Source organism: Pseudanabaena mucicola FACHB-723 (assembly GCF_014696385.1).
GTDB lineage: Bacteria > Cyanobacteriota > Cyanobacteriia > Pseudanabaenales > Pseudanabaenaceae > Pseudanabaena.
This window is the reverse complement of sequence record NZ_JACJQB010000020.1, coordinates 23,797-50,154: the sequence shown is the minus strand read 5'-3', so window position 1 is coordinate 50,154 and position 26,358 is coordinate 23,797. Positions and strand designations below refer to the sequence as shown.

Genomic DNA, 26,358 nt, shown 5'->3' with positions numbered 1-26,358 from the left:
TTACCAATATTTACGACTGAATGTTCGACAAATCAAATTAAAGAAAGCTTTAATATTAAGAACGGTTAAGAATAGTAGAGACAATTAGAAACAAACTTATACAAAAGTTAATATTGTAAGGCTGATCAATTAACCAATCAACTATCAAAAATAAGCCAGAAAATTAGAGCTAGATTGAGCGATTAAGGCGCAAATAAACATCCATGGGATCACCCCCTAATTGTGTTAAACCATAAGTACAAATACTTAGGTCAACAGATTTGATCATTAACTGTAAAGAAAGTATTAAATGATCCCCAAAGTGACAAAATTTCGATCAAAATAGAGTCATTCAAACGGAACCAGCTTATTTATAGGTTCTGAATTTAAATACCAAATTAATAAAAACCCTTAAAAAAGTGAGTGATCTCTCAAAACCAACGGTAATTTTACCTAGGTCAAAGAGGTCACTTACTTTTTTTGAGTATAGACAAAATATCTTTTAGTTATCACTTTTGTTGTGAATATGAGTAGAAAATCAGATTGAATACTTTGTTTTTTGCATTTTTTTGCTGATAATCCTCAAAACCATTGCCAGTCAACAGTTTGTGGATAAGTACAAATACTGGTTAGGTTTAACGCCTGTGAATTATAAAGAAAACATTAAGCGATCCCAACTTTTGTCCTCTATCTTAGAGAATAAAATTATTGAAACGGAATCAGCCCATTTAAAGATTCTGACCTTTAAAACCCATTTAAGAACAATTTTATATAAGCAAATGGCTTGTCCAGATTAAGTAGATTTACTTACTTTGGGCAAGCCATTTGTTTTAGCAATAGCGGTAAAGCAAGTGTAATTCGATTTGGTTAAAACTCAGCTAAATGATAGTTAATTGCCATAAATCAGTCTGTTTGAGATCTTGAAGCTTCGTTAATAACTATATAAATTTATTAAGCGATCGCAAAATTCGATTAAGTTACGATTACTTAAACACCTACTTGCGAGTTGACCCTATATTTGTGGAAAGATTCAGTATCCGTAGCATTATTGAAGGCTATAGCCAAGGTTATTTTTTAATGGCAGAGGATGATGGTGAACCAATTGAGTGGTACTACACCAACAGCCGTACTTTAATTCCTCTCGATCAGCGCTTTCGCTATCCTAAATCTTTGCAAAGGATACTCAATCAAAATCGATTTGAGGTGAAAATAGATACAGCCTTTGAGCAAGTGGTGGCAGGATGTGCCGATCGCGAAACCACATGGATTTCGACAGAGATGAAGTCACTGTATAGCGATTTACATCAAGCTGGTTGGGCGCATAGCTTTGAAACATGGCAGGGCGAGCAATTGGCGGGCGGTATTCTGGGGATCGCAATCCGTGGTGTATTTATCGGCGAGTCCATGTTTTTTAAAATTCCCGATGGATCAAAAGTTGCCATGGTGAAATTAGTAGAACATTTGCGATCGCAAGGATATGTTTTATTTGATGCTCAGTTAATGAATCCGCATCTGGAGAGATTTGGTGCATTTGAAATTGATGACGATGGCTATCAAGCACTACTGAGAAAAGGCTTGAGCAAATCTTGTGTGTTTTTATGAGGTGAAACAAATCTGGTGACGGAATTACTGCAAACTGGCGAAATTGTACAGGCGCGTTATCGGATCACAGGGTTATTGGGTCAAGGGGGAGTGGGGATTACCTATGCCGCAGTTGATGAGAAAACTGGTGATGCAGTGGCACTCAAGGCTTTGTCATTTCGGCGGATGAATGATTGGAAAGTGCTAGAACTATTTGAAAGAGAGGCGAAGGTACTGGCTCAACTTGACCATCCTGCGATTCCCAAATATTTAGACTATTTTCAAATTGACAGCGATCGCGATCGCGATTTTTATATTGTTCAGGCATTGGTCGAAGGTCAATCTCTTGCCCAAGCAATTGCCAATGGTTGGCATGGCAGCGAGGAGGACATTCAAGGAATTGCCGAACAAGTGCTTGAAGTATTGATCTATCTCCATGAACTCAAGCCCCCCGTTATCCATCGTGATATTAAACCCAATAATCTTATTTTGAGTCGCGATCGCAAAATTGCCCTCGTCGATTTTGGGGCAGTGCAAGACACCTATCGCAACACTCAAGTGGGCGGCAGCACCGTCGTTGGAACCTATGGATATATGCCACCCGAACAATTTCGCGGCAAAGCTGTCCCTGCGACTGATCTCTATGCCCTTGGTGCAACGATTTTATTTTTGTTGACAGGACAATCGCCTGCGGAATTACCTGAAGTCAAACTCAAAATTTGTTTTCGTGACTCCGTAACCATCTCCAATCACTTTGCCAATTGGCTCGATAAAATGATTGAGCCTGCCCTTGAAGATCGCTTTAGTACTGCCAGACAGGCTCTCAGGGTTTTACAAACCCCAGAAATATCAGCAGAAACAAGACTCAGCGATCGGTACATTCAAAGCCTGTTGATTCCGAATGACTACAGTAATCAACATCGCAGTAATAGATATATTGCTAAGCCACTGGGTAGCCGCATCGATTTAAAAAAGACAGAAACGATGTTGCATCTGGAAATTCCACCTGCAGGGTTTAGTTCTGAGGGGATGAGTCTGTTGATCTTTGCGATTATGTGGAATGGTTTTTTAATTTTTTGGACATCAATGGCACTCAGAGCAGGCGTTTTTGCCCTATTCTCAATTCCTTTTTGGATCATTGGCGTAGGCGTTGCCTATGCAGGACTATCGACGGTATTTGGTAAAGTCTGCATTATTATTAGCGATCACACCTTTAGCATTGACTGGGATATCCTCGGTGTTAAGCGCCACATTCAAGGAAAAACTCAAGATTTGCGACAAGTTGAGCTAAAAAGCTCCTATGAAGTCAATAATCAACCTGTGATGGAACTGCGACTAAATCAAGGTATCTTTGCTCATAAATTCGGTGCAGGGCTAAGTCGTCCTGAGAAGGAATGGCTATTGCAAGAACTCAATGATTTTCTAGAAACATGGAGATTACGACATTAATCTAGACATCAAGCCTTGGTTTTCGTTTTAGATTCCTGAACAACGATGGCGACATTGACTACACTAAAGCTAGCGGCTAATAACGTTTCTGATAACAATTTTTCGGGAAACCTTGTTAAAAAACAGCTACAAGCATCCCATCCCCCTTGCACAGGCACAGATAATAGGTGGCAATGTCCCCCATTTCTGCCGACTGGATCATAATTTTTGCAAAATCGACAATTCATGACTTCTCTTTACCCTCTGATTTCCCACCCACTATACTCGCGGTTATTGTGATCTCACCTCGTGATTAAGCAGTATCTTTACTGTGATCTTGATCACAAACAAAACCTCTCAACTTTAAAACTAAATTTTCATAAATTAGCCAATTCTTAGATTGCACCTATGTCAGATTCCGCCAGCAAACCATTAACAACTCGTGAACGTTATCTTATTTTTGTTGAACGCATCATCCTCAACATTGAAAACGGCAAATTGTTATCAAAAGAACATGTGTATCGTATTCTTAGCGAAAGTTTAGAGGCAGGAACTGGCGAAATATTTGAAAGGGCTTTGGCGGAACATGCGGAGCTTCTGCAAGCTAATCTCATCGCTCAAACCGATGAAGTCAAGCAAGCAAAAGCAACTCAAAAAATCCGCGCCATGAAGATTCTCAAGGATGCTTGGGAACAGTGGCAAGCTAATTATCAAATTCAGGATAGTTGTCAATTAGGTTTACAAAAAATCTTGAATGCTGCACCAGAGGAACGACTATCCGTATTAGTTCAAGTGCTTGACCCTAACCATATACCTGTTTTTGAGCGCCAACATATTCAGATATTGACGGAATTACTTCAAAAAGCAGCAGATACAATGCCCGACGATCGCGAAGCCTTTGTTCTCCGTCAATTTGCGATCGGGCTTACCCGTGGTTTAACAAGTTTTGCGGAACTAGAAGGTTCATTGGTCAGTTGGCTATACCAACCCCAACAACAAGTTGGCTTTGAGCGTTCTAAAGGAACTGGCCCATGGCAAACTTGGGCAAAGCAAATTGTAAGTCCTTTACCAAGGGATTTATTCGCAGGGCAAGCCAATAATCAATCTGCCTCTGCGATCGCAATGGCACAACGCACCATCGATATCAGCGCATGGGTGGAATTATTAATCCTTTTAAGATATTTGCAAAATGGCTTGGTGCAATGGTTTGACCAACAAGCCTATGATGCCAAAGCAGGAATGCACATGACAGGAGTTACCTTCGTTGCCTTTGCTATGATTTGGGGTGAGTTGAGCAGTGGCTTCCAAAACTCGCCGCAACTCACCGCCAGCGAGTGCCAATCCCTTGCCAAAATTTGTTTCCGAATTAGCTTGCAAACCCTGAGAACCTTTGCCCAAAGAGAAAACTTTCCACTCTACGGTGGAGTCTTTGCTTCGTTTTCAGGAGAGAGCTTCCGCGAAACTATTAACTACCTCGACCAACCCCTTAAAGAGTCAGAAAATACCCAAGAAAAAGCACGGATTCTGACAGTTTTAGGATATTCCCAAACATGGATGGGGCATCCCCAATCTGCGATCGCACTGCATCAAGAAGCCCTAAATCTTGCCCGTGAAGTGGGCGACCAACGCTGTGAAGTTGCCAATCTCAATCATCTCAGTCGCATTAGTCTCGTTCAAAAGGATTTTCTTAATAGCGAATCTCAAGCTCAACGTGCTTTGATTTTGGCGCGTCAACATGGCGATCGGCAGGGTGAAGCCAATGCCCTTGCAAATTTAGGCTATAGCGAAGTGATGATCGCCAGACAACAGGAAGTAATTACGCCTGAAGAATTGGAAATCCCCATTAGTCATTTAGATCGTGGACAAAAGCTATCGGAGAAACTCAACGATCTTCAAAATCAAGCATTATGCTGGGTTGGTATCGGTGCGGCTTATGTCGCCATCGAGCAGCCAAGTCAAGCTCAAATCGCCCTAGAAAGATCCTTAGTTGTTACTCAACAAATTAGCGATCGCGATCTACTCGCCATCAGTCACGCCTATCTCGGTGAAACATTCTATCAACTGCATCAACTGGAATACGCCAGCTATCACACTTGCTTGGGGATGTATCTCTTGGAGCAACGTCAAAGCAAAACATGGAAACAGTCAGCGGCTTTAGTGGTGATTTTGCAAGGCAAGCTGGGAGATGATGATTTTGCGAATCTATTACAAAAATTGCGATCGCAATTAATTGCTGTAATTGGTGTCGATGGATTTGATCACTTACCCCATCTAATTAAGCGCTATCAGCAAGGAGAAGACTAGCAATTGTTGGTGTAATTATATTCGGGTTGTTCAGCTTTACTCAATAACAATTCAGAAGCTGCCTGACAGTCAAGGGGTTTTGCAAATAAATATCCTTGCCCATAGGAAATATTCAAATAGGAAGAAAATAAGCTCTTTAGAGTTTCTAATTCTAAAGATGTTTCTATGCCCTCAACCACAACACTTTTACCTAGTGTAAAAGCCAAAGTGCCGATCGCCTTAACGATTACCCATTCTTCATTCACAATAAACGAACGATCAATTTTCAGAATATCAATGGGAAAATCCGTTAGTCGTCGCAAAGATGAATAGCCTGTACCAAAATCATCAATACAAAACTGCACATCTAAATCTTTTAATTGATGCAGGATTTTTAGAGTGCGGTCAAGATCTCCCATCACTGTACTTTCCGTAATTTCCAGCTTTAAACAATGGGGATTGATTTGTGAATCTTGTACAATTTCGCGAATATATTGGAGAAACTTAAAATCAGCCAGTTGCTTAGTTGACACATTCACATTCATGGTCAGATCTAAATATTTAGGCGACAACTGCTGCCAAATCTTTAACTGCTGACAGGCGGTCTCTATCACCCAACGACCAATAGGGTAAATTAGATCGGTTGCCTCCACAAAATCGATAAAATCAGACGGATTCAAGAAACCTTTTTGGGGATGCTCCCAACGAATTAGAGCCTCAAATCCTGTAATTAAGTTAGATTCAAAATTAACTATTGGTTGATAGAATAATTGTAGTTGAGATTCCTCAATGGCTTGTTTAAGTTCTTCATAAAGTTCCCAATTAAATCCTGTCAAGTTCGAAATTTCTCTTTGCAAACTCATATTGCGAGACTCTAGCAATTTAGTTTGCTCTAAAAGTTGTGCCTGCAAAGAACTAATGCGTAAATGCGTCTCTACCCTTGCCAATACTTCAACTAAGTGAAATGGCTTATTAATAAAATCAATTCCCCCAACCGTAAATGCTTCGATTTTTTCTTCTATATTTTCGATTGCACTAATAAAAATAACTGGAATTTGCTGCGTAATCGGGTTGCTTTTTAAATTTGTACAAACTTGATATCCATCCATTGATGGCATTTTAATGTCTAATAAGATCAAGTCTGGTGTATTTGCGATCGCAAGCTCAATTGCTTTTACTCCATCCGTAGCCTCCAAGACGACATAGCCTTGGTTGGAAAGCATAATTGATAATATCTTTAAGTTGTATACAGTATCATCAACTATCAGAATAGTGATTTTATTTTTGCTCATTGAAAAACAGTATGCTTGCTAAAGTAAAAGAAAGTAAGTATTCAGCATATTTTTCTTACACAATATGTATTATGTACTCATTACAACATAAAAGATTTAGCCACATAAGCTAACTTTTGTAAATTTTAAGTATTTTGTTGTAAACAGTAATTTTTTATAGCAAAAAAAGTTTTGCTTAGGACATAAAACCAGAAGACGGGTGGCGGCGCTGCGCGCCGCCACCCGTTTCTTGAGTTTTGATTTGTACTAACTAACTCTCGCTTTGTTATAGCTCTAGAGTCATCCTTACAAAATATTACAAGTATGATCGTATCTGACTTTAAGTAGAATTAAATCTGGAATTATTGCAAAAAAAACACTAAATATTAACGCTTGAGGCGATTAATTTCTGCCTGTAGTTCATCAATTTGTCGCTTGAGTCGCTCAGCTTCAGTTTCGGTCTTTTGTTCTGGTTCAGAATTAGGTGATACATCAACTGCCCCCGTCGTATCACCGCGTTTATATTGACCTGACTTAATATTAAGATATTCTTCCGATTCAGCCCATTCACGAATGTAATGAACACGTTCTACAGGGAATGGATGACTGAGCATTGATCCCGCGCCAAAACCGTTATAGAGCATAAATTTATAAATCTGATTGAGATTATCTTTATCTAGTTCTTGATAATCATGGGATTGGCGGATAAATTCGGGCAAACTCAACTCATGGGCAAAAGCCGAGCTTCCCCCCGATAGCTTCATCATTGTCGAGAGAACTGTATCGAGCTGATCGGTTACTAACAAAGCCGCCCGATCCGACGATAGCTCAGCTTTGCGTCGCCATTCAAAGAAGGCATAAATCAGACCACTGCTGACCAATCCTCCCAAACCAAAGGTCATTTCACTAATTGAAGATACAACACTCATAACCCACATTGCCATCTGAATTAGGGTTGTATGCCCACATTTGATATGCCCAAGTTCGTGGGCAAGTACAGCCCGAATTTCATCTTCAGTTAATAGATCGAGTAAGCCTGAGTTGATCACAATGTAGGGATGATCTTTCCCAAGGGCATAGCTGTTTGCGATCGGATTTTGCGAAACAAATAGAGTTGGTTCGGGCTGCACATCAAGATCGGCGATACATTCGCGAAAAATGCGATGAATTGTTGCATATTGGCGATGACTAACTTGAATGCTATTGCCAATGTGATAAATAGTTTGTGGACGCTCATACATAAATTCTACAAATTTCCCCGCCACCAGATCAAACCCAGGGACACTACGAAGAGCTTGTTCAGCTTGACGATCAAGCGGATGACGAAAGGCTTCGCTAGAAATTCCTGTATAGCGTGGCATGATTGTATCTGTCCGTTTGGATGTTAATGCTTTGGTCTATTCTATCGCAATCTCACCTGTGCATTTTGATGGAGGGCAGCATCCGCAGAGTCATTGACAATTGGAACTTAGGTGAACTACAAGGTAATTAACAGTAATTAACATGACAGGTAAAATCGATGAATCGCAATCTATTTATTGTTATCCTCATTGTCATTGGCTTAATGGTGTTAGCCAGTTCACTGCCAAATAAGTTCTATGGTGCTAGCGATCGCAAATTCATTGTCATCACGATCATCACCTGCATTGTTTCCGCGATCGGTCTAGCCGTATTTTTCAGTATTCCGTTTCTAACTGACTAATGGTTTGAAGAGTTAATACTTAGGCATATTGAGGTCAACCACATAAGCATAGGCATCAATGCCGCCGCCAATGTTCTTGACATTAGTAAACCCTTGATTAATTAGCCATTGACACATCTGTGCCGATCGCATTCCATGATGGCAAAGTACCAATGTTTCCGTATGGGGATCAAATTTTTCGACAAATGTCGCTGACCATTGATCATATTCACTGAGCGGCAAAATCTCAAACCCTGCAATCGACGCAATTTCCACCTCATCACGCTCGCGGACATCAATTAGTTGTAAGTTTTGCCGCTCACCTGTCAATCGTGCCGCTAGTTCTTGGACAGTAATTTGTATGATAGACATAGGCTCAAGATGTTATTAAAGTTTAATTTAGCAACTTACCATAAGCTCAAGCTTTTATTTCAAACTAACTAATCAATTAACTCTTATCCCCATGAGTCAACCCATCGAAGAATTATTGCAGGATCTCAGGAGTGAAGATGAAGGTATTCGTGAGCGGGCGACTCAGGGCTTATGGGAAATGTGGTTTATGCAGAAGGGAATGCAAGGGCTACAGGTTTTGCGTCAGAGCCAAATCATGGCAGATAGTGGCAATGTTAGGCAGGCGGAGTTAATGTTAACGCAATTAATTCATGCTCAACCAGATTTTGTCGAGGCATGGAATCGCCGCGCCGTAATTTTTTACATGCAGGGAGATTACAAACGTTCGATTAAGGACTGTCAGAAGGCGATCGCCCTCAATCCCTATCATTTTGGGGCAGTACATGGTTTGGGACTTTGTTATGCTGCGCTTGGTAACTACCTCGAAGCGATTGCCGCTTTTCGCAGAGCCTTAGAAATTCAACCCTATTCTATCACTAACCAGAAATTGATCCTCGAATGTACAGCCATGCTTAGCTAATTTTAAATTAATGAAGGCGGCGCATCGCTCTGCCTTCATTAATTTAGATGCCAAAGTGGTGTACGGCGTACAAAGGCAAGAATACATATACCAATACTGATACCAAGCCATCCAAAAATTAGTGTGAGTAAAGGTAATACTTGATTAAATGTGGAGATAGCGAGGACTGTATTAGTATTGGGAGCTGTCAAAAAGATGCTGACTAAGAGTAAAGATATGCCGATCTCCCATGGGTACAGATGATTTTGAGAATCATCATGACGATCGCTCTGGAGACTATTGGTTGCGACTAGTTGCAGCATAAAACGGGCAATCATCGGGCTAAGTAGCAAAACCCCTAACCAAGCGATCGCAGTGGCAACTGTCATCTCCGACGGTAGGGGGAAAATAAATAGTAGTAGCCCACCCACCGATATAAAAGCCGTTCCCGCTAAGATTCCTGCACCCTGTGGCAATAGGACATTGGCTAAACCTAGACTATCGCGTTCAGTTTCTTGGTTAGCCAGATGAAATTGTTCGCGAATCGTTTGACCAAACTGATCGCTTTGACTAGTAACATCCTTGGTCATAGAAGATGGCAAGGTTGTCATTGCTAAGGGAAGGGTAATATCGATCTTGCTTCCCGTTAGCTGCATCCAAGTTAGTTCACCACTAGCTTCTTGCAACTTAATCAAAGACAAACAAGAAAATGATCGTAAATCAATGGCATATTCGGAAGTTAGTCCCCATAAGCCACTGAATTTCAGCTCCAAAACTTTCGCTGACAATCGTAATTGCGCTTGCCATGTAAAAAATCCTGTTAAACCAGTTGCCGTAAGTGTGATCGCAGCAATTGCCTTTAAATTAGTCGAAAAGTCGAGCATAGTCCAAAAGAACAACCCCATCACTATCAAGATCAAGCTATTAAATTGGCGAGGTTGTTGACCTATTGCTGATGGACTAATCAGGACAGTCTGATCTGAATAGGTGATTACATTGAGGGTATCGATACTAGCAGGTTCAACGGTTTGTAATTTAGGATTAGTTTTGGATTTCCCCGATCGCAAAATTAGGGAACTGGCAATACCTGTAAAAATTGCCGCAGGTAAAATCCACCAGAAAGCTACCCAAATCTTGTTGGATTTTTCGATACTGAGTCCCGCAATTAAAATTAGCCAATAGGCCGTAATTGCGATTAGTTGCGATCGCAAAAACACATAGTCTGTATTTTGGCGGCATACTTCCACAACTGATTTGGCGCTATATAGACCAATCACAAATCCCACAGCCACTACTAAGAAAGCCAAATCCACCAAGCTTGATGCTCCTAGTTGGAGCAACTGAGAAATTGATAGCATCAAAATTAGTAGTCCTGCAAACACAAAGTTCACAGAGATCGGATAAGTTGCCTGCCGCCAGCCCCACCCGACTTTACCTGATACCAACTGTCGCTGTGAGTGGGAAGGCGAAACTTGCATAGGCAATCAAGATTTAACTATAAAGAATCAGAATCTAAGGGAAATTAAACGGTGGCGATCGCTTCGTGGCGGGCAAAGATCATTCGCCCTGCTGAAGTTTGCAAGGCACTTGTGACAATCACAATAATTTGCTTGCCAAGATATTCGCGCCCTTCTTCGATGACTACCATTGTGCCATCTTCCAGATAGCCAATTCCCTGTGATGCTTCTTTGCCTTCCTTCAACACCTTGATCTCAATTAAATCTCCAGGTAAATAGGTGGGACGCAAAGCCTGAGCCAGATCGTTGATGTTTAAAACTTCAACCTGCTGTAAATTCGCAACTTTATTAAGATTGTAGTCATTGGTAATTAGCGTACAGCTTAGCTCTTGAGCTAGCCTTACCAATTTTGCATCAACGGTATTTAGATCTTCATAATCGGCGGAATGAATTGTAATGCGATCGCTAAATTGGTCGCGCATATTGTTGAGAATATCTAAACCTCTGCGACCACGTACCCGCTTTTGATCGTTAGAGCTATCGGCAATGGTTTGTAACTCTTGGATCACAAAGTGAGGAATTAAAAGTTGACCTTCAAGAAAACCTGTTTCCATCAAGGTCTGAATCCGTCCATCGATGACGGTGCTGGTATCCAACACCTTAGCCGTGGCTGTCCGCAAGGTACCATCGGCAAGCAAGCTGCTTTCAACATTGTTAGGATTGATTAGACGTAGCAAAGCCCGTCCATGGGTATCCGAGAGAGTCATTCCCGAATAGGCAAAGATGATGCTCACCAGAATCGCAGTGAGCGGCTTAATAAAATCAAAGTTGTCAGGAATCGGAACCAAGAATAATGGTGCTAGCATCAAATTTGCGACTAGCAAACCAAACACTAATCCCACCGCTCTTCCTAAGATCGTCTCAAGCGGCATCGACCGCACATTAGATTCGATTCGTCGATAGGTGTTTTGGACAAGTAAACCTGCGATGAGTCCAACAACTGAGCCGACTCCAAGCGTTACCCAACGTAAATTTTGGATATTAAGATGAGCAATTGTCTCCGATGGTAAGAAATCAATACCATGGAAGCCAGTGCCTGCTCCTGCAAGGATGAATGTAAAAATGATAATAGCGTCAATCATAGGGCGGAACTCCGCTTGGACGAATAAATTTAAGGAAGGAAGATGAATAGTGAATAACCTCTAGACTAGAGGTTTTACTGTGGTTTTGGAAATATTCTTTCGACTTTCTCAATCCTTTGTATACAATTCTACACAACTCTCCATCAGCTTTGTCTAGGGTTGGGGCTATTTTGCAGTCTCTGGGCAGCCCTGTACTGATTTTTGACCATCGGGCATAATTGCGCCACAAAAGTTGGTTTCTGACATATAGGCACTGGTCAAATCTGCACCCAGTAAATTCGCACCCCGCAAATCAGCCTTGTCCAGAATTGCACCAATCAAACTAGCTTCACGTAGATCCGCAAGCTTGAGATCGGCCGAAAATAGATTGGCATTTCGTAAATTTGCTCCTCTTAGGTTAGCAAAGTTTAATTTTGTCCTTGCCAGATCACAGCCCTGACATTCTCTAGTTTGGAGAACTTGACGAATTTGATTGGGATTGGCGAAAGCTGAGGTAGCCCAACTCGTAGAGGCGATCGCACCAATTAATCCTGAAATTACTAACCAGTAATTAATTGTAGTCTTCATTTTTAGTCCTCTTGAGTGTTCGGTTATCGATGCCGTTGTCCATTAAGTTATGACATAAAACCGAGAAAGTAAAGGTGATGTTTTATAGATTGCGATCGCAATCACACTAGCCTATGGATGACATCACTGGCAGCTAGTCGAAATAATCTGATGATGAGTTCATTAAGTTAATCGGTTGAGGAAATTGCTCAGTAGCAAAGATCACCCAGTCGGTTGAGTTGGTAGCAGGAAGTAGCAATTGCTACTTTTGCCACAGAATTAAACCACAGAAGTTTAATTCTTTAATTCGTTGCTAGTAATTAAAGAAAGCAGAGTAGAGGCAGTCATGAAAAATACAATTATCGCCACATTTTTAGCCGTTTCAGGTTTTGCCCTTGCCAGTGTCGCGCCCGCCAATGCCCAAACTGCGATCGTCGCTGCACTCTATCCCAGTGATAACTCTCTGCCAACCGAAATACAGTCAGAAGATATTAATAGCAATACTAATAACAATCCAATCGTTCTGGCGATTAGCACTACTCCAGACGGCCTAGCCATTGCCGATAGTCTGGTCAATGGCATTAGCTATGATCGGATTGTTACCATCAATCGTAATGAAAGTTTAGCCTGCATGGTCAATGGTAATGGCTCTGCCGATGGAGCTGTGATGTGTGGTTTTATCGATTATGAATAAGAAAAAGGGATGCAACGCATCCCTTTTTTCTGCTAAGAGCGCCGCTTCGCGGCGCTCTTATTATTCAGGCAATATCAGCATTATGTTTAATTTCATTGAGCTTTTGTAAACCAAACTGAGCGCGTTTAATTTGCTTCTCACATAGCGACTCAATATCAGTACGAATCACCTCGATCCCTCTTTGCGTATCTGTCGCCCGATCAAAAAATACGATACTGTCCACCTGCTTCATGCCGATCAATCGAAATAGCATCTCAATCACACTATATTCAGCACATTCTAGATTTTCATCGTTGAGCTTGAGGCGATCAATATTGGCGGCAGTACGATCGCAATAGGCATAGATTGTCGTCTTTTCTAACTCAGGATTGTCATGGTTGCTCAGGGGTGTAAGTAACCAACCACCTTCAATACCCTGAATTACAAAATAATTGACATGTTTTAAATTTTGGGCAATCGCTTTAAGTACCGATGCAATCAGACTAACCGCACTTGCAGTTTCTTGATCGGGGGTACTTTGAACTAATAAAGCTACTTGGTGATCAAGAGTTTGGTCTTTGGTAAGCATTAGTATTGGGGCAATTGTGAATATAAAAACTATAAACCTTAGGCGTTATTGAATATTATGCGCCGAGCGCTTTAGCAAGGGCAGTTCTGCAAGTGTATGCAGCGACTCCATAGTCTCAAATAGGGCATCTCGCATCGTTGGCTCGGTTTCACGATTGAGCAAAATCTGGCAATAATCTGCGATCGCCTTTTCTTGAGCCGCAGGCAAGCGATTATCTTGAACATATTGGTTAATCTGTTTAATTGCAATTAGTCTAGTCAGATCATCATTGACCATTAACTGCGTGATTAACTGATCAAAATTATCCTGTTGCCTTTGCAGCCACTGGATGAAAGCTTGTCGGACAAGTAACGCCAAAACCCCTAAAGTCGCCACTAGTTGCAAAATATTGGCAGAGGCTAACCAGTGATTTGATTGGCTCGACCACACTGCCAAAATTGTATAGGTCAAAAAAACTGTAACCGTACCGCTACCCACAGCCAAAGGCAAGTGACGGTAAGGACTCTGCAAAAAGTTTTGAATGCGGCGCAGAATCACATTCCAGTTCCAGTCCTGCACCATATAGACCGCAACCATTGCCAAAATACCTGTGCCAGTAGCCGTAATTAGTTGCCAATTCCAGAGTAACAACATCACAAAAAATACAGCAAGCAATGCCCAGACTGGCAATCCTTGCTCTCGCGACAAATTTCGCCATAGCGATCGCATTAGCTGCTGGGTTGATGAGTTTGTTGATTCTATGTCTGGATGTGAGTTTTTAACCACTGCTTGACCACTTTTATCCCTAGGGATTCTCATAGCTACTGTACAGAATTTTAATCCAAAAACAGGGTACACAGTTTCAAAATGTACGCTTTAATATATGGCTGTTGATTTAGTTAAGGACGATTGGGCTTTTTATGCATCGTTTGTAAGTGGATCAGTGCCACACCCACTGTCACCAAAAACACCCCAAACAACTGTCCAAAACCTAAATTATCCGACAAAATTACTGAAGCCAAAATCGTGGTAAACAATGGCGCACTAGCACTGACAATCGATGCCTGAGCTGCCCCCATCAACTTTGTGCCGAAGCTAGTCAATAGATATCCCACCAAAGTTGTTAGCGCAATTAAGAAACCAATCCAGACAAGTGAACCACTCCAAGAAACGGTAGCTAGGGTGAAAGGCAAAGCACCAAGACAAATTAAGAAAATAATGACAAAGTTAATCGATACAAATGAAGCAGGATTTAGTTGCTTAAAGCAAACCTGTGAGGTGATGATATATCCCGCAAAAGCGATTCCTGAAAGAATTGCCGCCGTAATCCCCCATGTATCTGGCTTTGGTACACCGAAAATATTACAGGCTAAGGCAATGCCAAGGTAAACACCACCGATGACCACCCATCGCTCACTACTAGGGCGTTCACCAAAGAAGAACCATGCGATGAGGACGGTGATAGTCGGGAAGATGAAGGACAGGGTAACAGCTAACCCAGAGCTAACTAGTCCCAGTGACACATAGAGTAAGACAAAGGAAATCATCTGTAGGAAAGCGCTAAACCCAACTCGCCAGAATAGTAGTCTACGACTAGGTGCGAGTAGTTGCTGAAAGTCGCGGGTGACATCGACTCTAAATAAAAATCTCGCTAGTAACCACATAATTGGCGTGGCAAAGAGCATCCGCAGTAGTAATAAGAATAAGGAATTAGAGATATTGGCCTCGAGCAGTCCACCAAACTTAAACGCGCCAAAAATTGTGGAGTTGACAAAAACTAGCCGTACCAAAATATGCTGCAAGGATAAAACCACAGAAGCAATAACAACAAGGGTAAAACCTGTCCACCAATCATTTTGTTGATGATGAGGCTTTCCCTGCATTGGTTCTACGAGTTCTAGCGGCTCAGTGAGATCCGCATAGGGGCGGGTAACATTTTGGTCATACGACCTAGGCGGATTGTTACTGAAATTAGGAACCTGAATTTGGCTAAAGCTGCCGTTACTATTGGGAACAGTAGGATTACCGCTAGTAGCGATCGCGCCTGTAAAATCATTTGGTGATGGCGATATGGAGGGACTAATCGGTGGATTGAGCGAATAGCGTTCACCCGCAGAACGCCGCAAATATTCATCAATTCTTTCGACAAGGGCAGAGAGCATTAGCTCACCCTGCTGTCTTTGGGTAAACATACGCTGCATTTGATCGTCAAGATCGCGCTGATAGGTATCTACATCACGCTGTAGTACCTGAAAAGTAGCCCGAATCGCATTGTCAAGGTTGAGCATTAATTGCTCAAAATTTTCGGAATGATCGCTGAGTACCCGTGAGTCGGCGGCGATAACATCATTTTTGAGATGGTAAGTAATCGCTTGGGCAAGCTGTTCAATCCATTGCTGTCTCTGAATTTCCTGTTGGCTCATCCCCTGCTGCGCCACTGTTAGTACCTCTAGCTCCTTGCGCTGAGACTGCAGCCTTTGAATATCATCATTAAGGGCATTTTTTTGGGCTTGCAAAATCAAAATTTCGCGGCTGAGCTTACCCAAGATGTTTGCCCGTAGGTCTGACAAGTCCTTGGTAACTCCCGCGAGGGTCTGCTCGTAAGCACTACTACGAATATTATTACTCTCCATTTTCAGAAATCACCTCGTAACCATGCCATCTGGAATCATGCTGTCCGCAACTAAGTTTGGCACTGCTGTTAACTGTTTGTTATTGCTTGCGTCTAGTTTGCGAACTTTATAGCACTAATTTGAGCATCTGACATATTTTGTTTGGTTTGTTTGTGATCAAATTAGCAAGAAGATTAAGCCTCAGCTTTGGCAAGGTACATTTTGTCGAGCCATTCGATCAGACTATCTAGTTGCTTATCGTGGGAGAGTGTGCCTAGTCCACGGACTGTCACATTGCCAAGATTGTAAACAAATCGCGATTGGAGATGACTAGGTAACTGTTGATGCAGCAGTTTCCATGCAGGTTCTTCCATTTTTGACTCGAGTACCACATGCTGTTTACCCTCTGACTTAATCCGAGAGAAGCCGATTTTTTTCGCAATTAGTTTTAATTCCATGACCTTGATCAACTGCATTGCAGGTGTAGGGACATTGCCATAGCAGTCATTCCACTCTTCGATGATCTGTGCGAGTTCACGGCGCGAGTTTACGGAAGCAACGGCACGATAAGCACTCATTTTGCGATCGCTATCGGCAATATATTCCGCAGGGATAAAGGCGGTGACGGGTAGATCAACTTGAGTATCATCAACTTCAGGAATTTCCGAACCACGGATTTCTGCGATCGCATCCTGCAACATTTCCATGTATAGATCAAAGCCAATTGTATTGATCTGTCCCGACTGCTCAGATCCAAGGATATTACCAACACCACGAATTTCCATATCACGCATCGCTAGCTGATACCCCGATCCCAGATGCGTAAATTCTTGAATTGCCTTTAATCTTTGCCTTGCCACATCGGTAAGCTCACCCTTTTCTTGATAAAAGAGCCAAGCATGGGCTTGGATGCCTGCTCGACCAACCCGACCGCGTAATTGATAGAGCTGTGAAAGCCCAAAGCGTTGAGCATCTTCAATGATGATGGTATTCACGCGGGGAATATCTAACCCTGATTCAATGATGGTGGTACAGATCATCATGTCGGCTTCACCACTATTAAAGCTTAGCATCGTCGTTTCTAACTCTGATTCGGGCATCTGTCCATGGGCGATCGCAATACGTACCGAGGGCAACATTTCATTGACTCGTTCCGCCACCTTCTCAATGTCATCAATGCGCGATACTACATAGAAAACCTGTCCATTGCGATCGAGTTCTTGGCGGATCGCTGCCCGCACTAGTTCCGAGTTATAACGCGAAAGATGGGTCATAATCGAGCGCCGTGATGGTGGCGGTGTGGTGATCAGACTCATTTCTCGAACGCCAGACATTGCCATATATAGAGTCCGTGGAATTGGAGTTGCTGATAGGGTTAGCACATCCACTTCCGTTTTCATGGTTTTAATCTTTTCCTTTTGGGCAACCCCAAAGCGTTGCTCTTCGTCAATCACCAATAAGCCTAAATCCTTAAATTCCACATCTTTCGCCAAAAGTTGATGTGTCCCCACCACAATATCAAGTTCGCCAGTCTTTAATTTTCTGATGATTTCTTTCTTTTCCGCATTACTTTTAAAGCGATTGAGCAAGGCAATATTTACAGGATAAGCAGCATAGCGCTCTTGTAGACTATGGTAATGTTGCTGTGCCAGAATTGTTGTGGGAACTAAGAGGGCGGCTTGTTTTCCCGATGTCACTGCTTTAAAAATTGTCCGAATGGCAACTTCTGTTTTGCCAAAGCCAACATCGCCGCAAACAAGACGATCCATTGGGCGAGAACTTTCCATATCTTGCTTAACATCCTGTGTTGCCTTGAGCTGATCAGGTGTTGCCTGATAGGGAAAAGAGTCTTCGACTTCCTGTTGCCAAGGATTATCAGGAGGGAAAGCATAGCCGACCTGTTGCGCCCGTTTCGCATAGAGTTCCAATAGATCGAAGGCAATTTTCTTAACAGCCTTTTTAGCTTTGTTAGTTGCGTTTGTCCATGCTTTGCCAGTCATCTTATGGAGTTCTGGTCTCGATTCATTCATGCCTCGATAGCGAGACAAAATCGACATTTGATCCACGACTACCCGCAAAATCCCATCGGCATATTTGAGAACTAAGTATTCACGGGTTTCATGATTGACGGTTAATTTCTCTAATTTCAGAAATTGCCCAACACCATGACTCTTATGCACAACATAGTCTCCTGGGGAGAGTTTATTGAGGTCAACCTGTTTAGAGACGGCGCGACGGCGTTTGCGGACATAGTTCGGCGTACCAAGGGCATGTTGTCCAAAAAATTCGCGATCGCTAATTATGGCAATGCGGTAAGTAGGTAGCACAAAGCCCTGAATTTCGGCGATCCCTGAATACTTGAGCGCCACGGCAATCCGTAAATTATGAGTCTTCTCAATGGCAGGATAGTCGCGCACATTGGGGATAAACTGCGCTTGGCAATCGTGTTCTTGTAATAGGGCAACAGTGCGGGATGGCTGTGCTGAAACCAGAATAATTTTGTACTTCTGTTCCCGATATTCACGAATTGTTTGAGCAATCTTGCCAAATTGATGGGGAACTACAGGTACAGGACGACTTGCCATGTTGATGCCACGATTTTCTTCGGCAAGTTCCCACAGATCTAGGCAATCAAATTTTTGGAGATGCAATAAACATTCATTAAAGGAGCGATGTAGTTTTGTGTCATTGTTATTGTCTGCAAGCGAAGGGAAGAAAGCTTCGGCAGACTCATACCAGCGATCGCAGTGAGCGCGACATTGATCAAGTTCATCGATCACGACTAAACATTGAGAAGGATCGGGTAAATAGTCAAGGATCGAAGCAGTGGAGCGGGGATGAACTGCAAAACCTTGGATGCCAAATTCATCGTCTAATGCATCGGTAACTTGAGGTAGTCCGCCGAGAATATGTGCATAGGTAAGCGGCGTTAATAATACAGAGGCAATACTATCGAGAGGTCTTTGAGTAGAAGGCTCAAATTCACGAATCCGTTCGATTTCATCACCAAACCAGTCAATCCGCACAGGCATTTCACTGGATACAGGGAATATGTCAATAATGTCGCCACGCTTTGCCCATTGCCCTTCAGTCTCGACTGTGGATGTATGCTCATAGCCCATCAGAGTTAGATTTTCTGCCATATCCCGCAAAGATATTTCTGAGCCGATTTCAAGGGATATGCAATAGTCTTTAAATTCTGTGGGGCTAGGTAAATGGGGCTGAAGGGCGCGATCGGTTGCCACGATCGCAATTTTCTTCTGATCCTCGGCACTAATATTTACCAAATCTGAGAGTACCTGCATCTGTCCCCAGATAATCTCCGATTCAGGACTGTAGGGTTCGTAGGGCAGGACATCCGAGGTTGGGTAAAAATGCACGGTCTGCCAACCCATCGTTTCGAGTTGCACTGACCATCGCCCTGCTTCTTCGATGGTTGCGGCAATCACAAGCATCAGCCGTTCTTGCTTCTGACTTAAAATTGAGCTGACGATCCCCTTTCCGACTCGGGATAGTCCTGAAAGTGTAAGCTGATGCGATCGCACCAATTTATTCTCTAGTTCATCGGTGAGGGGGGAACGAATCAGCGAACGGATGACAGAAGAAAATGGCATGGTCTACAGGAAAAGGTGAGCAACGGGGCGATACATAAAAGTTTAGCAATAACTCAGTATCTACCCCTTAACTAGAGATTGTGTTGCCCTCGTTGCGGGCGAAGCTGCTAAATTATTGATCGGTGGGAGGTTCAGGGGGGAGAAACCGAGAATCAGAAATTTCGATTAACTTATCAATGGACGTGTCAGCTAAGAGCTTACGAGCTTTTGCTAAATATTCTAAATTGGGGCATTGATCACCGAGGACACAGCCATTGGTACATTCTTCTTGACAATTGACTTGGCGAGACATGGATTTGGTGCATTGGATAAACTCAGCCTTAAGGCTACTACAATCTCTGGCTTCGCTCAATGCTAGGGACAATAAAAGAGCAATAAAAAAGAGCGCTAAGCGCTCTTTTTTATTGCTCTTTTGTATGATTTATAATGCGGTCAGAGAGACTCGAACTCTCACAGCTTTCGCCACCACCACCTCAAGATGGCGTGTCTACCATTCCACCATGACCGCTTTTGCTTCAAGTGCTTTACTATATTACAGCAATCGCGCCAATATGCAATACTCTGGGCAATATTTTCGGCAATATTTTTTATTCACGCACTTAAATATTTTTTGCCGTTCCATAATGTATAGGTATTGCGATCGCAATACTCAATTACCACCTTGCAAAATTTCAAAACCTACTTGCCCCTGATATTGCTTACCCATGGAAACCAAAACCACTCAATCATCTGCGATCTCAGAGCAACCCCAACTAGCCCCACCAACACCTAAATCTTGGAAACGATCAATTGCGATCGCAGGCGTGACCATTGCTAGTCTCTATGGTGCTGTTTGTGCGGGACTATGGTTTGGTCAGACTAGGATTGTGTTTTCCCCGCAGAGGCAAATTACCACCACACCCGCCGAGTTTAATGCTAAATATGAGGATGTGCTAATTCCTGTTACAAGAGCCGATGGCACTGTAGAAAATCGTCATGGTTGGTGGATTCCCAATCCTAACCAAGCTCAGAGTAATGGAGGCAGTGATTTACGCGATCGCAAAGTGTTGTTGTATCTGCATGGTAATTCTAAAAATATTAGTGCCAATGCTAGACATGCCAATCGTTTAATGCGACTCGGCTTTTCGGTATTAATTATTGATTATCGTGGCTACGGCAAGAGCGAAGGCGACTGGCCTTCGGAGGCAGATGTTTATACAGATGCTCAGTTTGCTTGGAACTATTTACGGCAAAAGGGGTTTAAACCTAGCCAAATTACTGTTTATGGACACTCGTTAGGTGGTGCGATCGCCATTGATCTAGCGACCAAAAATCCTGATATGGCAGGACTAATCATTGATGCTTCGTTTACCTCAATGAGCGATATGGCATTGACTGACCCAAAATACAGGATTTTCCCGATCGATTTATTAATTCATCAGCGCTTTGACTCCCTCAGTAAAGTTGGCAATCTCATCATGCCTGTACTTTATATTCATGGCAGTGCGGATAAATTAATTCCTGCGGAGATGAGTCAGCGTTTATATGCCGCTACCCCGTCACGGAAAAAGTTGGTGATCGTTCCCAATGGCGGACATAACAACAATGCCACCACCAATGAATCATTGTATGCAAGCTCTATTCGCAGCTTCTTTAATCTATAAAAAAGAGCGTCGCTTCGCGACTCTCTTTTTTATAGACCAATCCTAGCAAAGCGCTGAATTTATGCCAATTTGCTAGCAATCAATTGATTGGTTGTTTGTGGCTCCGCACGACCTTGAGTTTTCTTCATGGTTTGTCCAACAAAGAATCCAAGGAGCTTAGTTTTGCCAGCTTTATACTGCTCAACTTCCTTGGGGTTAGCGGCGATGATTTCATCGATGATTTTCTCTAACTCTGCACCTGCCAAGACCGTTAGCCCTTTAGATGCTACTAGCTCTTTCACAGAGCCACCCTTAACAATCAGTTCGGGCAAAATATCTTTGGCAATTTTGCTGCTAATCGTGCCATCGGTAATGAGTGCAATCATTTCACCTAATACCGTAGGAGTAAGGGCAATATCGGCAATCTTGAGTTTATTTTCATTGAGATAGGCCGTGACATCACCCATCACCCAGTTAAAGACCTGCTTAGGTTCTGCACCTGTCAAGATTGTGGCATCAAAGAACTCAGCAATGCTGCGATCATCGGCAATTAAAGCAGCATCGTAGGGAGTCAGCCCAAATTGATCTCGATAGCGTTGGCGATGTGCAGCAGGAAGGGTGGGAAGTTCGGCGCGGTAATGCTCTAATGTCGTTAAGGGAACTTCGATCGCCATCAAGTCTGGCTCAGGGAAATAGCGATAATCACTTGCGCCTTCTTTAGAACGCATACTGATTGTGCGTTGAGAGTTTTCTTCCCAGAGGCGAGTTTCCTGCTTAATTGGTTCACCTGAGGCAATGGCTTCAATTTGACGATTGATTTCAAAATCAATTGCCCGTTGAATGGCGTTGAAGGAGTTCATGTTTTTGATTTCCACTTTGACTCCAAACTGCTCTTGCCCGACAGGACGGACAGAGATATTTACGTCGCAACGGAGAGAACCCTCTTGCATGTTGCCATCACAGACACCGAGATAGCGCAAAATACGACGTAATTCTTGAGCATAGGCAGCAGCTTCTACCCCTGAGCGCATATCTGGTTCGGAGACGATTTCACATAGGGGAACGCCTGTCCGATTGAAGTCCACTAGCGAATGACTAGAACCCGATAGACGATCGCTACCTGCATGGACTAATTTTCCTGCATCCTCTTCCATATGGAGGCGGGTTATCCCAATCCGCTTAGTGCTACCATCTTCCAATTGAATCTCTAACCAGCCATGCTCAGCGATCGGCAAGTCGTATTGAGAAACTTGATAGTTTTTGGGAAGGTCGGGATAAAAATATTGTTTGCGATCGAATTTGCTATGACGAGCAATTTGACAATTGAGGGCTAGTCCAGTTTTGACTGCGTATTCTAATACTCTTTCATTGAGTACGGGCAATACTCCCGGCATCCCTAGACACACAGGACAAACATTGGTATTGGGTGGTGCGCCAAACTGAGTTGAGCAGTTACAAAATATTTTTGAGTTTGTGGTCAACTGACAGTGAGTTTCTAGCCCAATCACGGCTTCGTATTCTGTCTTGGTCTTAGTAGCGGTTGCAGTCATAGCTGGTAATTTTTTAAGATGCTGTTTAGCAAAATAATATCGATTGGGGCAGTCTGTAATGTTTTAGTTACAATCTGACCACTCATTATATAGCAAAGCAAGAGTTAGCCAATACAAACCAAAACCCAAGAAGCGAATTGCAGCGCAAATCACCGCAATTCGCTTCTTGGGTTTTGGTTAAGAACAAAACTTGAGTTGCTATTGGTAAATTTTTGGGTTTGCTATATATGACAGCACTAAATTATTTGTTCCCGCTTATTAAGTATTTCAACATAAGAAATCACATCAATAATTCTCATTTTTTAGTCTTCTCAGTTCATGATTGATTCACAATCAATTCATAATCAATTCATGATGTAAATTATTTGAGAATTACTTAGCCAGCAAAGGTTTCAAGTATTCTTGATGATAGGAAAAAAAACCAATAAAAATTCAAAATACTCTATAATGAACGCCAGTTAATAGGATGTAAAACTGTAATCCCAGTAACTTGAGAATTTACATTTATTGAGAGAACCAAACAATTGCTTCAAGCTTTTACAGCCAGTTTATTGCTAATTACTATTTCTGAATTAGGTGATAAAACTTTTTTTATCGCGGTAATTCTATCGATGAAGCATAACCATCGCACAGTATTTTCATCGGTGCTAGCGGCTTTGGCAGCGATGACTGTGCTATCGGTGTTATTGGGGAAAGCTGTATCGCTGTTACCAAAACTCTATACTCACTACGGTGCGATCGCATTATTTGTGATCTTTGGAATGAAGCTAATTATTGATGCCCTGCGAATGCCTGCTAATTCCACCGAAGAAGTGGTTAAGGAAGCAGAAGAGGCAGTAGAAGATCAAGGGCATCCAGTTAATGCAAAATTTTTGGGCAAATTTTTACGGCGTTATCCTGAATTAGGAATTTGGGTACAGGCTTTTATAATGACTTTTTTGGCAGAATGGGGCGACCGCACTCAGATCAGCACAATCGCCTTGGCTGCGGCAAATGATCCCTTGTTTGTAACCTTGGGAGCGATTTTAGGACATGCCATCTGTACCTTGATTGCTGTAATTGGCGGGCGCTTAGTGGCGGGAAGGATTTCCGAACGTCTAATTACAGGAATTGGCGGCGTTCTATTTTTAATTTTTGGTGCAACCGCATACTGGCAAGGTGTTTAAACACCTTCCACTTTACTGCGATATTCCGTCGCAGACATAGTTCCATCCAGTTCGCTCGCATCTTCGATATTGACTTTCAAGAGCCATGATGTACCGTAGGGATCGCTAGCAATATTTTCTGGTGCATCCACAAGGTCAGAATTCGCGGCTAATACGGTTCCAGTTACGGGGGAGTAGATATCTTCTACAGCTTTGACTGACTCAATCGTACCGAAAGTTTGTCCTTTTTCCACTTTAGTTCCGACTTCTGGAAGGTCAAGAAATACAATGTCGCCGAGTTGATCGATCGCAAAAGCAGTAATGCCAACCGTAGCAGTTTGATCGTCTAGCCGAATGTATTCGTGGGAGTTGGTGTATTTTAGGTCTTCGGGATATTCAAACATTTGGCTAATTTTCCTTTGTTTTTTGAACTGGTATGAGTGCTAGGTGAAGATGATCGACGCAGCAGGATTTTGCGATCGCTATCTTGAGACTTTATACCAAAAAATCGCGCTTAAAAAGAAAGATGCCGCTAAGTGGCATCTTTGGGTGAGTCTATAAAAATAGTCAGGTTTTACTTATTGATATCTGAAAGTGCTTCGATCGGGCTAACTTCGTCAACGGGTTCCCGCTTAGAAAATCCCCAAATAAAGACTAGTCCAATACAGCTCAACATTAGCCATTCAGGGGGAACGAGGCTATCGGAAAATACTTTGATAAATAGACGTAAGCCCACCAATAAAACAATTAGATAACCCGCCGACTCAAGGTGAGTAAACTCGGACAACCATTTGATAAACAGTTCTGCCAAAAAACGTAGGGTGATAATTCCTGCTACACCCCCAATCAGCACTAGCCAAGTTTCTTGAGCTACTGCCACGGCCGCGGTAACACTATCTAACGAAAAAGCTAAGTCTGTCAGAGACACAAGTGCCACAACTTGCCATAACTTATCTGCCATTCTCACAGGATGCTTAGTGTCATGCCCCTCTTGAGATTTCTCCAAGAAGAATTTGCCCGACAGCCAGAGCAGATATACTGCACCTGCTAATTCAAATTGCCAATATTTAATTACCCATGTGGCGGTAAAAATCAACACCACACGCAGGACAAATGCACCGATTAAGCCATAACGTAGCGCCCATTCTTCTTGCTTCGGATCGGGCAAGCTCCGCACGATCGCCGCTAATGCGATCGCATTATCCGCAGATAGAATCGCCTCTAGCAAGATCAATACGCCTAAAATTGGAATAATTTCGGGGCGAAATGATAAGGCACTCGTATCTAGAAACTGCTCGAACATTCAGTACGATCCATAACAAAACATTAACAAATACTTTAAGTATACAAAATCCTTAGACTGTCCGCGTAGTAATTAAAACCGAACCAAATTCTGGCTTTAGGTTTAACTATTACGAATTAATTACAACCAACGACGATGGGCGTATTAATTTCTTATGGCATTTTATGATGATTTGTGGTGATTTATGGCTTAACAAGGTCATCATAGCCCCAGACATCGGTTGTTTTTACTGCATTTTGCGGTGTCATAGATACTCGGTGATGTGATAACAATTAGACAGGGATTGCTAAATTTAGGTGCTTTTTTATGAAGTCAACAGCCTCTACTCACTCGGTGATTGCGATCGCAAGCGCCCTCGTTGCTAGCATTGCCATGGGTATAACCAACGTGCAAGCGCAAAATGAAGAACATCTCCAGTCTTTGATAGATCACCGCACCTGTCAGCGCTGCGAACTCAGTGGTGTTGAAGCCGATGGATCGGACTTACGCGAATCATTTTTAGATGTTGCCGATCTGCGAAATAGTTCTTTTTCTGGTGCAATTTTGGCTTTTAGCACCATGTATTATGCCGATTTTCGAGGTGCTGACCTCACCAACGCTGATCTGCGAAACACTTTCTTGATTAATGGTGATTTGATCGAAGCAGATTTGTCTGGGGCAAATGCACGCAATAGCCGATGGAAATATGCAGACCTGACTGGTGCCAAGCTCGAAGATGCCAATTTAATTGATATTGAGCTAGTCTATGCCAAGCTCAATGGAGCCAATCTTGCCAATGCTTCTTTGCGTAATGCCAGTCTGTATGGTGCAGACCTCACAGGCGCTAATCTCAAGGGTGCGGATTTGTATCGTGCCGATCTCACCAATGCGATTGTGACGAATGTGGACTTGAGCCAAGCAAACCTTTGCCGTGCGACCATGCCCGATGGCAAAATTTCGATGCAAGGCTGTACCGATTTTTAGGCAAAAGTTTTTGTAAAAAGTTTCATAAAA

The 26,358-nt window shown here is 42.6% G+C and carries 24 protein-coding genes and 1 tRNA gene; 9 read left to right on the top strand and 16 right to left on the bottom strand.

The window, feature by feature from the left end; genetic code table 11:
• The first annotated feature begins 999 nt into the window (after nucleotides 1-999).
• Together aat and H6F41_RS11125 are read left to right on the top strand one after the other, a co-directional pair.
• On the top strand, nucleotides 1,000-1,581 hold the full coding sequence (aat, locus tag H6F41_RS11130) for a leucyl/phenylalanyl-tRNA--protein transferase (RefSeq protein ID WP_190403552.1): 582 nt from the start codon (nucleotides 1,000-1,002) through the stop codon (nucleotides 1,579-1,581).
• Nucleotides 1,582-1,596: 15 nt separating this feature from the next.
• Complete coding sequence (locus tag H6F41_RS11125; protein WP_190403551.1) at nucleotides 1,597-3,009, top strand: serine/threonine protein kinase; 1,413 nt, start codon at nucleotides 1,597-1,599, stop codon at nucleotides 3,007-3,009.
• 8 nt (nucleotides 3,010-3,017) lie between these two features.
• Here the strand turns inward: H6F41_RS11125 and H6F41_RS11120 are convergent, their stop codons facing one another.
• A complete protein-coding gene (locus tag H6F41_RS11120) occupies nucleotides 3,018-3,236 on the bottom strand; it encodes a hypothetical protein (RefSeq protein WP_190403550.1) in 219 nt (72 codons plus the stop codon).
• Nucleotides 3,237-3,396: 160 nt separating this feature from the next.
• On the opposite strand from H6F41_RS11120, the gene H6F41_RS11115 reads away from it, so the two are divergent.
• Nucleotides 3,397-5,292: a tetratricopeptide repeat protein gene (locus H6F41_RS11115; RefSeq protein ID WP_190403549.1), complete on the top strand. Its 1,896-nt coding sequence runs from the start codon at nucleotides 3,397-3,399 to the stop codon at nucleotides 5,290-5,292.
• Here H6F41_RS11115 and H6F41_RS11110 read toward each other — a convergent pair.
• Both H6F41_RS11110 and H6F41_RS11105 read right to left on the bottom strand, forming a co-directional pair.
• Nucleotides 5,289-6,563: a two-component system response regulator gene (locus tag H6F41_RS11110; RefSeq protein WP_190403548.1), complete on the bottom strand. Its 1,275-nt coding sequence runs from the start codon at nucleotides 6,561-6,563 to the stop codon at nucleotides 5,289-5,291. The two genes, H6F41_RS11115 and H6F41_RS11110, sit on opposite strands and share 4 nt — an antisense overlap.
• A gap of 365 nt (nucleotides 6,564-6,928) precedes the next feature.
• Nucleotides 6,929-7,903, bottom strand: coding sequence for a M48 family metallopeptidase (locus tag H6F41_RS11105; protein ID WP_190403547.1), 975 nt, complete (start codon nucleotides 7,901-7,903; stop codon nucleotides 6,929-6,931).
• 158 nt (nucleotides 7,904-8,061) lie between these two features.
• On the opposite strand from H6F41_RS11105, the gene H6F41_RS11100 reads away from it, so the two are divergent.
• A complete protein-coding gene (locus H6F41_RS11100; RefSeq protein ID WP_190403546.1) occupies nucleotides 8,062-8,244 on the top strand; it encodes a hypothetical protein in 183 nt (60 codons plus the stop codon).
• 12 nt (nucleotides 8,245-8,256) lie between these two features.
• Here H6F41_RS11100 and H6F41_RS11095 read toward each other — a convergent pair whose 3' ends face one another.
• A complete protein-coding gene (locus tag H6F41_RS11095) occupies nucleotides 8,257-8,595 on the bottom strand; it encodes a rhodanese-like domain-containing protein (protein ID WP_190403545.1) in 339 nt (112 codons plus the stop codon).
• A 91-nt stretch (nucleotides 8,596-8,686) separates the two neighbouring features.
• On the opposite strand from H6F41_RS11095, the gene H6F41_RS11090 reads away from it, so the two are divergent.
• On the top strand, nucleotides 8,687-9,154 hold the full coding sequence (locus H6F41_RS11090; RefSeq protein ID WP_190403544.1) for a tetratricopeptide repeat protein: 468 nt from the start codon (nucleotides 8,687-8,689) through the stop codon (nucleotides 9,152-9,154).
• Nucleotides 9,155-9,192: 38 nt separating this feature from the next.
• On the opposite strand, the gene H6F41_RS11085 is transcribed toward H6F41_RS11090, so the two are convergent.
• From H6F41_RS11085 to H6F41_RS11075, 3 genes are all read right to left on the bottom strand, one after another.
• Nucleotides 9,193-10,611 (bottom strand): hypothetical protein, encoded by a 1,419-nt coding sequence (locus H6F41_RS11085; protein WP_190403543.1) that lies wholly within the window; start codon nucleotides 10,609-10,611, stop codon nucleotides 9,193-9,195.
• A gap of 44 nt (nucleotides 10,612-10,655) precedes the next feature.
• Nucleotides 10,656-11,732 carry a PIN/TRAM domain-containing protein gene (locus H6F41_RS11080; RefSeq protein ID WP_190403542.1) on the bottom strand — a complete coding sequence of 359 codons (1,077 nt, stop codon included), beginning with the start codon at nucleotides 11,730-11,732 and terminating at the stop codon, nucleotides 10,656-10,658.
• Nucleotides 11,733-11,897: 165 nt separating this feature from the next.
• Nucleotides 11,898-12,299, bottom strand: a complete 402-nt coding sequence (locus H6F41_RS11075; RefSeq protein WP_190403541.1) for a pentapeptide repeat-containing protein — start codon at nucleotides 12,297-12,299, stop codon at nucleotides 11,898-11,900.
• Between the two features lie 325 nt (nucleotides 12,300-12,624).
• On the opposite strand from H6F41_RS11075, the gene H6F41_RS11070 reads away from it, so the two are divergent.
• The gene (locus H6F41_RS11070; protein ID WP_190403540.1) at nucleotides 12,625-12,972 is read left to right on the top strand and encodes a hypothetical protein; all 348 of its coding nucleotides are present in this window, start codon (nucleotides 12,625-12,627) and stop codon (nucleotides 12,970-12,972) included.
• Between the two features lie 64 nt (nucleotides 12,973-13,036).
• Here the strand turns inward: H6F41_RS11070 and H6F41_RS11065 are convergent, their stop codons facing one another.
• The 6 genes from H6F41_RS11065 to H6F41_RS11040 form a co-directional block, all read right to left on the bottom strand.
• Nucleotides 13,037-13,540, bottom strand: a complete 504-nt coding sequence (locus tag H6F41_RS11065) for a hypothetical protein (RefSeq protein WP_190403539.1) — start codon at nucleotides 13,538-13,540, stop codon at nucleotides 13,037-13,039.
• Nucleotides 13,541-13,585: 45 nt separating this feature from the next.
• On the bottom strand, nucleotides 13,586-14,338 hold the full coding sequence (locus H6F41_RS11060) for a hypothetical protein (protein ID WP_242023018.1): 753 nt from the start codon (nucleotides 14,336-14,338) through the stop codon (nucleotides 13,586-13,588).
• Nucleotides 14,339-14,418: 80 nt separating this feature from the next.
• Nucleotides 14,419-16,152 carry an EamA family transporter gene (locus H6F41_RS11055; RefSeq protein WP_190403538.1) on the bottom strand — a complete coding sequence of 578 codons (1,734 nt, stop codon included), beginning with the start codon at nucleotides 16,150-16,152 and terminating at the stop codon, nucleotides 14,419-14,421.
• A 173-nt stretch (nucleotides 16,153-16,325) separates the two neighbouring features.
• Nucleotides 16,326-19,745: a transcription-repair coupling factor gene (gene mfd / locus H6F41_RS11050; protein WP_190403537.1), complete on the bottom strand. Its 3,420-nt coding sequence runs from the start codon at nucleotides 19,743-19,745 to the stop codon at nucleotides 16,326-16,328.
• Between the two features lie 112 nt (nucleotides 19,746-19,857).
• A complete protein-coding gene (locus H6F41_RS11045; protein WP_190403536.1) occupies nucleotides 19,858-20,037 on the bottom strand; it encodes a hypothetical protein in 180 nt (59 codons plus the stop codon).
• Nucleotides 20,038-20,172: 135 nt separating this feature from the next.
• Nucleotides 20,173-20,253 (bottom strand) — tRNA-Leu (locus H6F41_RS11040).
• A 196-nt stretch (nucleotides 20,254-20,449) separates the two neighbouring features.
• On the opposite strand from H6F41_RS11040, the gene H6F41_RS11035 reads away from it, so the two are divergent.
• Entirely contained in the window at nucleotides 20,450-21,388 is a 939-nt protein-coding gene (locus tag H6F41_RS11035) for an alpha/beta hydrolase (protein WP_190403535.1), read from the top strand.
• A gap of 59 nt (nucleotides 21,389-21,447) precedes the next feature.
• Here the strand turns inward: H6F41_RS11035 and gatB are convergent, their stop codons facing one another.
• Complete coding sequence (gatB, locus tag H6F41_RS11030; protein WP_190403534.1) at nucleotides 21,448-22,917, bottom strand: Asp-tRNA(Asn)/Glu-tRNA(Gln) amidotransferase subunit GatB; 1,470 nt, start codon at nucleotides 22,915-22,917, stop codon at nucleotides 21,448-21,450.
• Nucleotides 22,918-23,441: 524 nt separating this feature from the next.
• Between gatB and H6F41_RS11025 the strand changes: the two genes are divergently transcribed.
• Nucleotides 23,442-24,083, top strand: coding sequence for a TMEM165/GDT1 family protein (locus H6F41_RS11025; protein WP_190403533.1), 642 nt, complete (start codon nucleotides 23,442-23,444; stop codon nucleotides 24,081-24,083).
• On the opposite strand, the gene gcvH is transcribed toward H6F41_RS11025, so the two are convergent.
• Both gcvH and H6F41_RS11015 read right to left on the bottom strand, forming a co-directional pair.
• Nucleotides 24,080-24,466, bottom strand: coding sequence for a glycine cleavage system protein GcvH (gene gcvH, locus H6F41_RS11020; protein WP_190403532.1), 387 nt, complete (start codon nucleotides 24,464-24,466; stop codon nucleotides 24,080-24,082). The genes H6F41_RS11025 and gcvH overlap by 4 nt on opposite strands.
• A gap of 170 nt (nucleotides 24,467-24,636) precedes the next feature.
• Nucleotides 24,637-25,365 (bottom strand): TerC family protein, encoded by a 729-nt coding sequence (locus H6F41_RS11015; RefSeq protein WP_190403531.1) that lies wholly within the window; start codon nucleotides 25,363-25,365, stop codon nucleotides 24,637-24,639.
• Nucleotides 25,366-25,671: 306 nt separating this feature from the next.
• Here H6F41_RS11015 and H6F41_RS11010 point away from each other — a divergent pair, with 306 nt between their 5' ends.
• A complete protein-coding gene (locus H6F41_RS11010; protein ID WP_190403530.1) occupies nucleotides 25,672-26,328 on the top strand; it encodes a pentapeptide repeat-containing protein in 657 nt (218 codons plus the stop codon).
• Nucleotides 26,329-26,358 lie beyond the last annotated feature (30 nt).

Coding starts and splice junctions, on each gene's coding strand:
- H6F41_RS11085 (WP_190403543.1), bottom strand. CDS start 10,611: ATGCAAGTTTCGCCTTCCCACTCACAGCGACAGTTGGTATCAGGTAAA.
- H6F41_RS11105 (WP_190403547.1), bottom strand. CDS start 7,903: ATGCCACGCTATACAGGAATTTCTAGCGAAGCCTTTCGTCATCCGCTT.
- mfd (WP_190403537.1), bottom strand. CDS start 19,745: ATGCCATTTTCTTCTGTCATCCGTTCGCTGATTCGTTCCCCCCTCACC.
- H6F41_RS11120 (WP_190403550.1), bottom strand. CDS start 3,236: ATGAATTGTCGATTTTGCAAAAATTATGATCCAGTCGGCAGAAATGGG.
- H6F41_RS11045 (WP_190403536.1), bottom strand. CDS start 20,037: ATGTCTCGCCAAGTCAATTGTCAAGAAGAATGTACCAATGGCTGTGTC.
- H6F41_RS11070 (WP_190403540.1), top strand. CDS start 12,625: ATGAAAAATACAATTATCGCCACATTTTTAGCCGTTTCAGGTTTTGCC.
- gatB (WP_190403534.1), bottom strand. CDS start 22,917: ATGACTGCAACCGCTACTAAGACCAAGACAGAATACGAAGCCGTGATT.
- H6F41_RS11110 (WP_190403548.1), bottom strand. CDS start 6,563: ATGAGCAAAAATAAAATCACTATTCTGATAGTTGATGATACTGTATAC.
- H6F41_RS11060 (WP_242023018.1), bottom strand. CDS start 14,338: ATGAGAATCCCTAGGGATAAAAGTGGTCAAGCAGTGGTTAAAAACTCA.
- H6F41_RS11055 (WP_190403538.1), bottom strand. CDS start 16,152: ATGGAGAGTAATAATATTCGTAGTAGTGCTTACGAGCAGACCCTCGCG.
- H6F41_RS11115 (WP_190403549.1), top strand. CDS start 3,397: ATGTCAGATTCCGCCAGCAAACCATTAACAACTCGTGAACGTTATCTT.
- H6F41_RS11035 (WP_190403535.1), top strand. CDS start 20,450: ATGGAAACCAAAACCACTCAATCATCTGCGATCTCAGAGCAACCCCAA.
- gcvH (WP_190403532.1), bottom strand. CDS start 24,466: ATGTTTGAATATCCCGAAGACCTAAAATACACCAACTCCCACGAATAC.
- H6F41_RS11080 (WP_190403542.1), bottom strand. CDS start 11,732: ATGATTGACGCTATTATCATTTTTACATTCATCCTTGCAGGAGCAGGC.
- H6F41_RS11065 (WP_190403539.1), bottom strand. CDS start 13,540: ATGCTTACCAAAGACCAAACTCTTGATCACCAAGTAGCTTTATTAGTT.
- H6F41_RS11090 (WP_190403544.1), top strand. CDS start 8,687: ATGAGTCAACCCATCGAAGAATTATTGCAGGATCTCAGGAGTGAAGAT.
- H6F41_RS11015 (WP_190403531.1), bottom strand. CDS start 25,365: ATGTTCGAGCAGTTTCTAGATACGAGTGCCTTATCATTTCGCCCCGAA.
- H6F41_RS11010 (WP_190403530.1), top strand. CDS start 25,672: ATGAAGTCAACAGCCTCTACTCACTCGGTGATTGCGATCGCAAGCGCC.
- H6F41_RS11075 (WP_190403541.1), bottom strand. CDS start 12,299: ATGAAGACTACAATTAATTACTGGTTAGTAATTTCAGGATTAATTGGT.
- H6F41_RS11100 (WP_190403546.1), top strand. CDS start 8,062: ATGAATCGCAATCTATTTATTGTTATCCTCATTGTCATTGGCTTAATG.
- H6F41_RS11095 (WP_190403545.1), bottom strand. CDS start 8,595: ATGTCTATCATACAAATTACTGTCCAAGAACTAGCGGCACGATTGACA.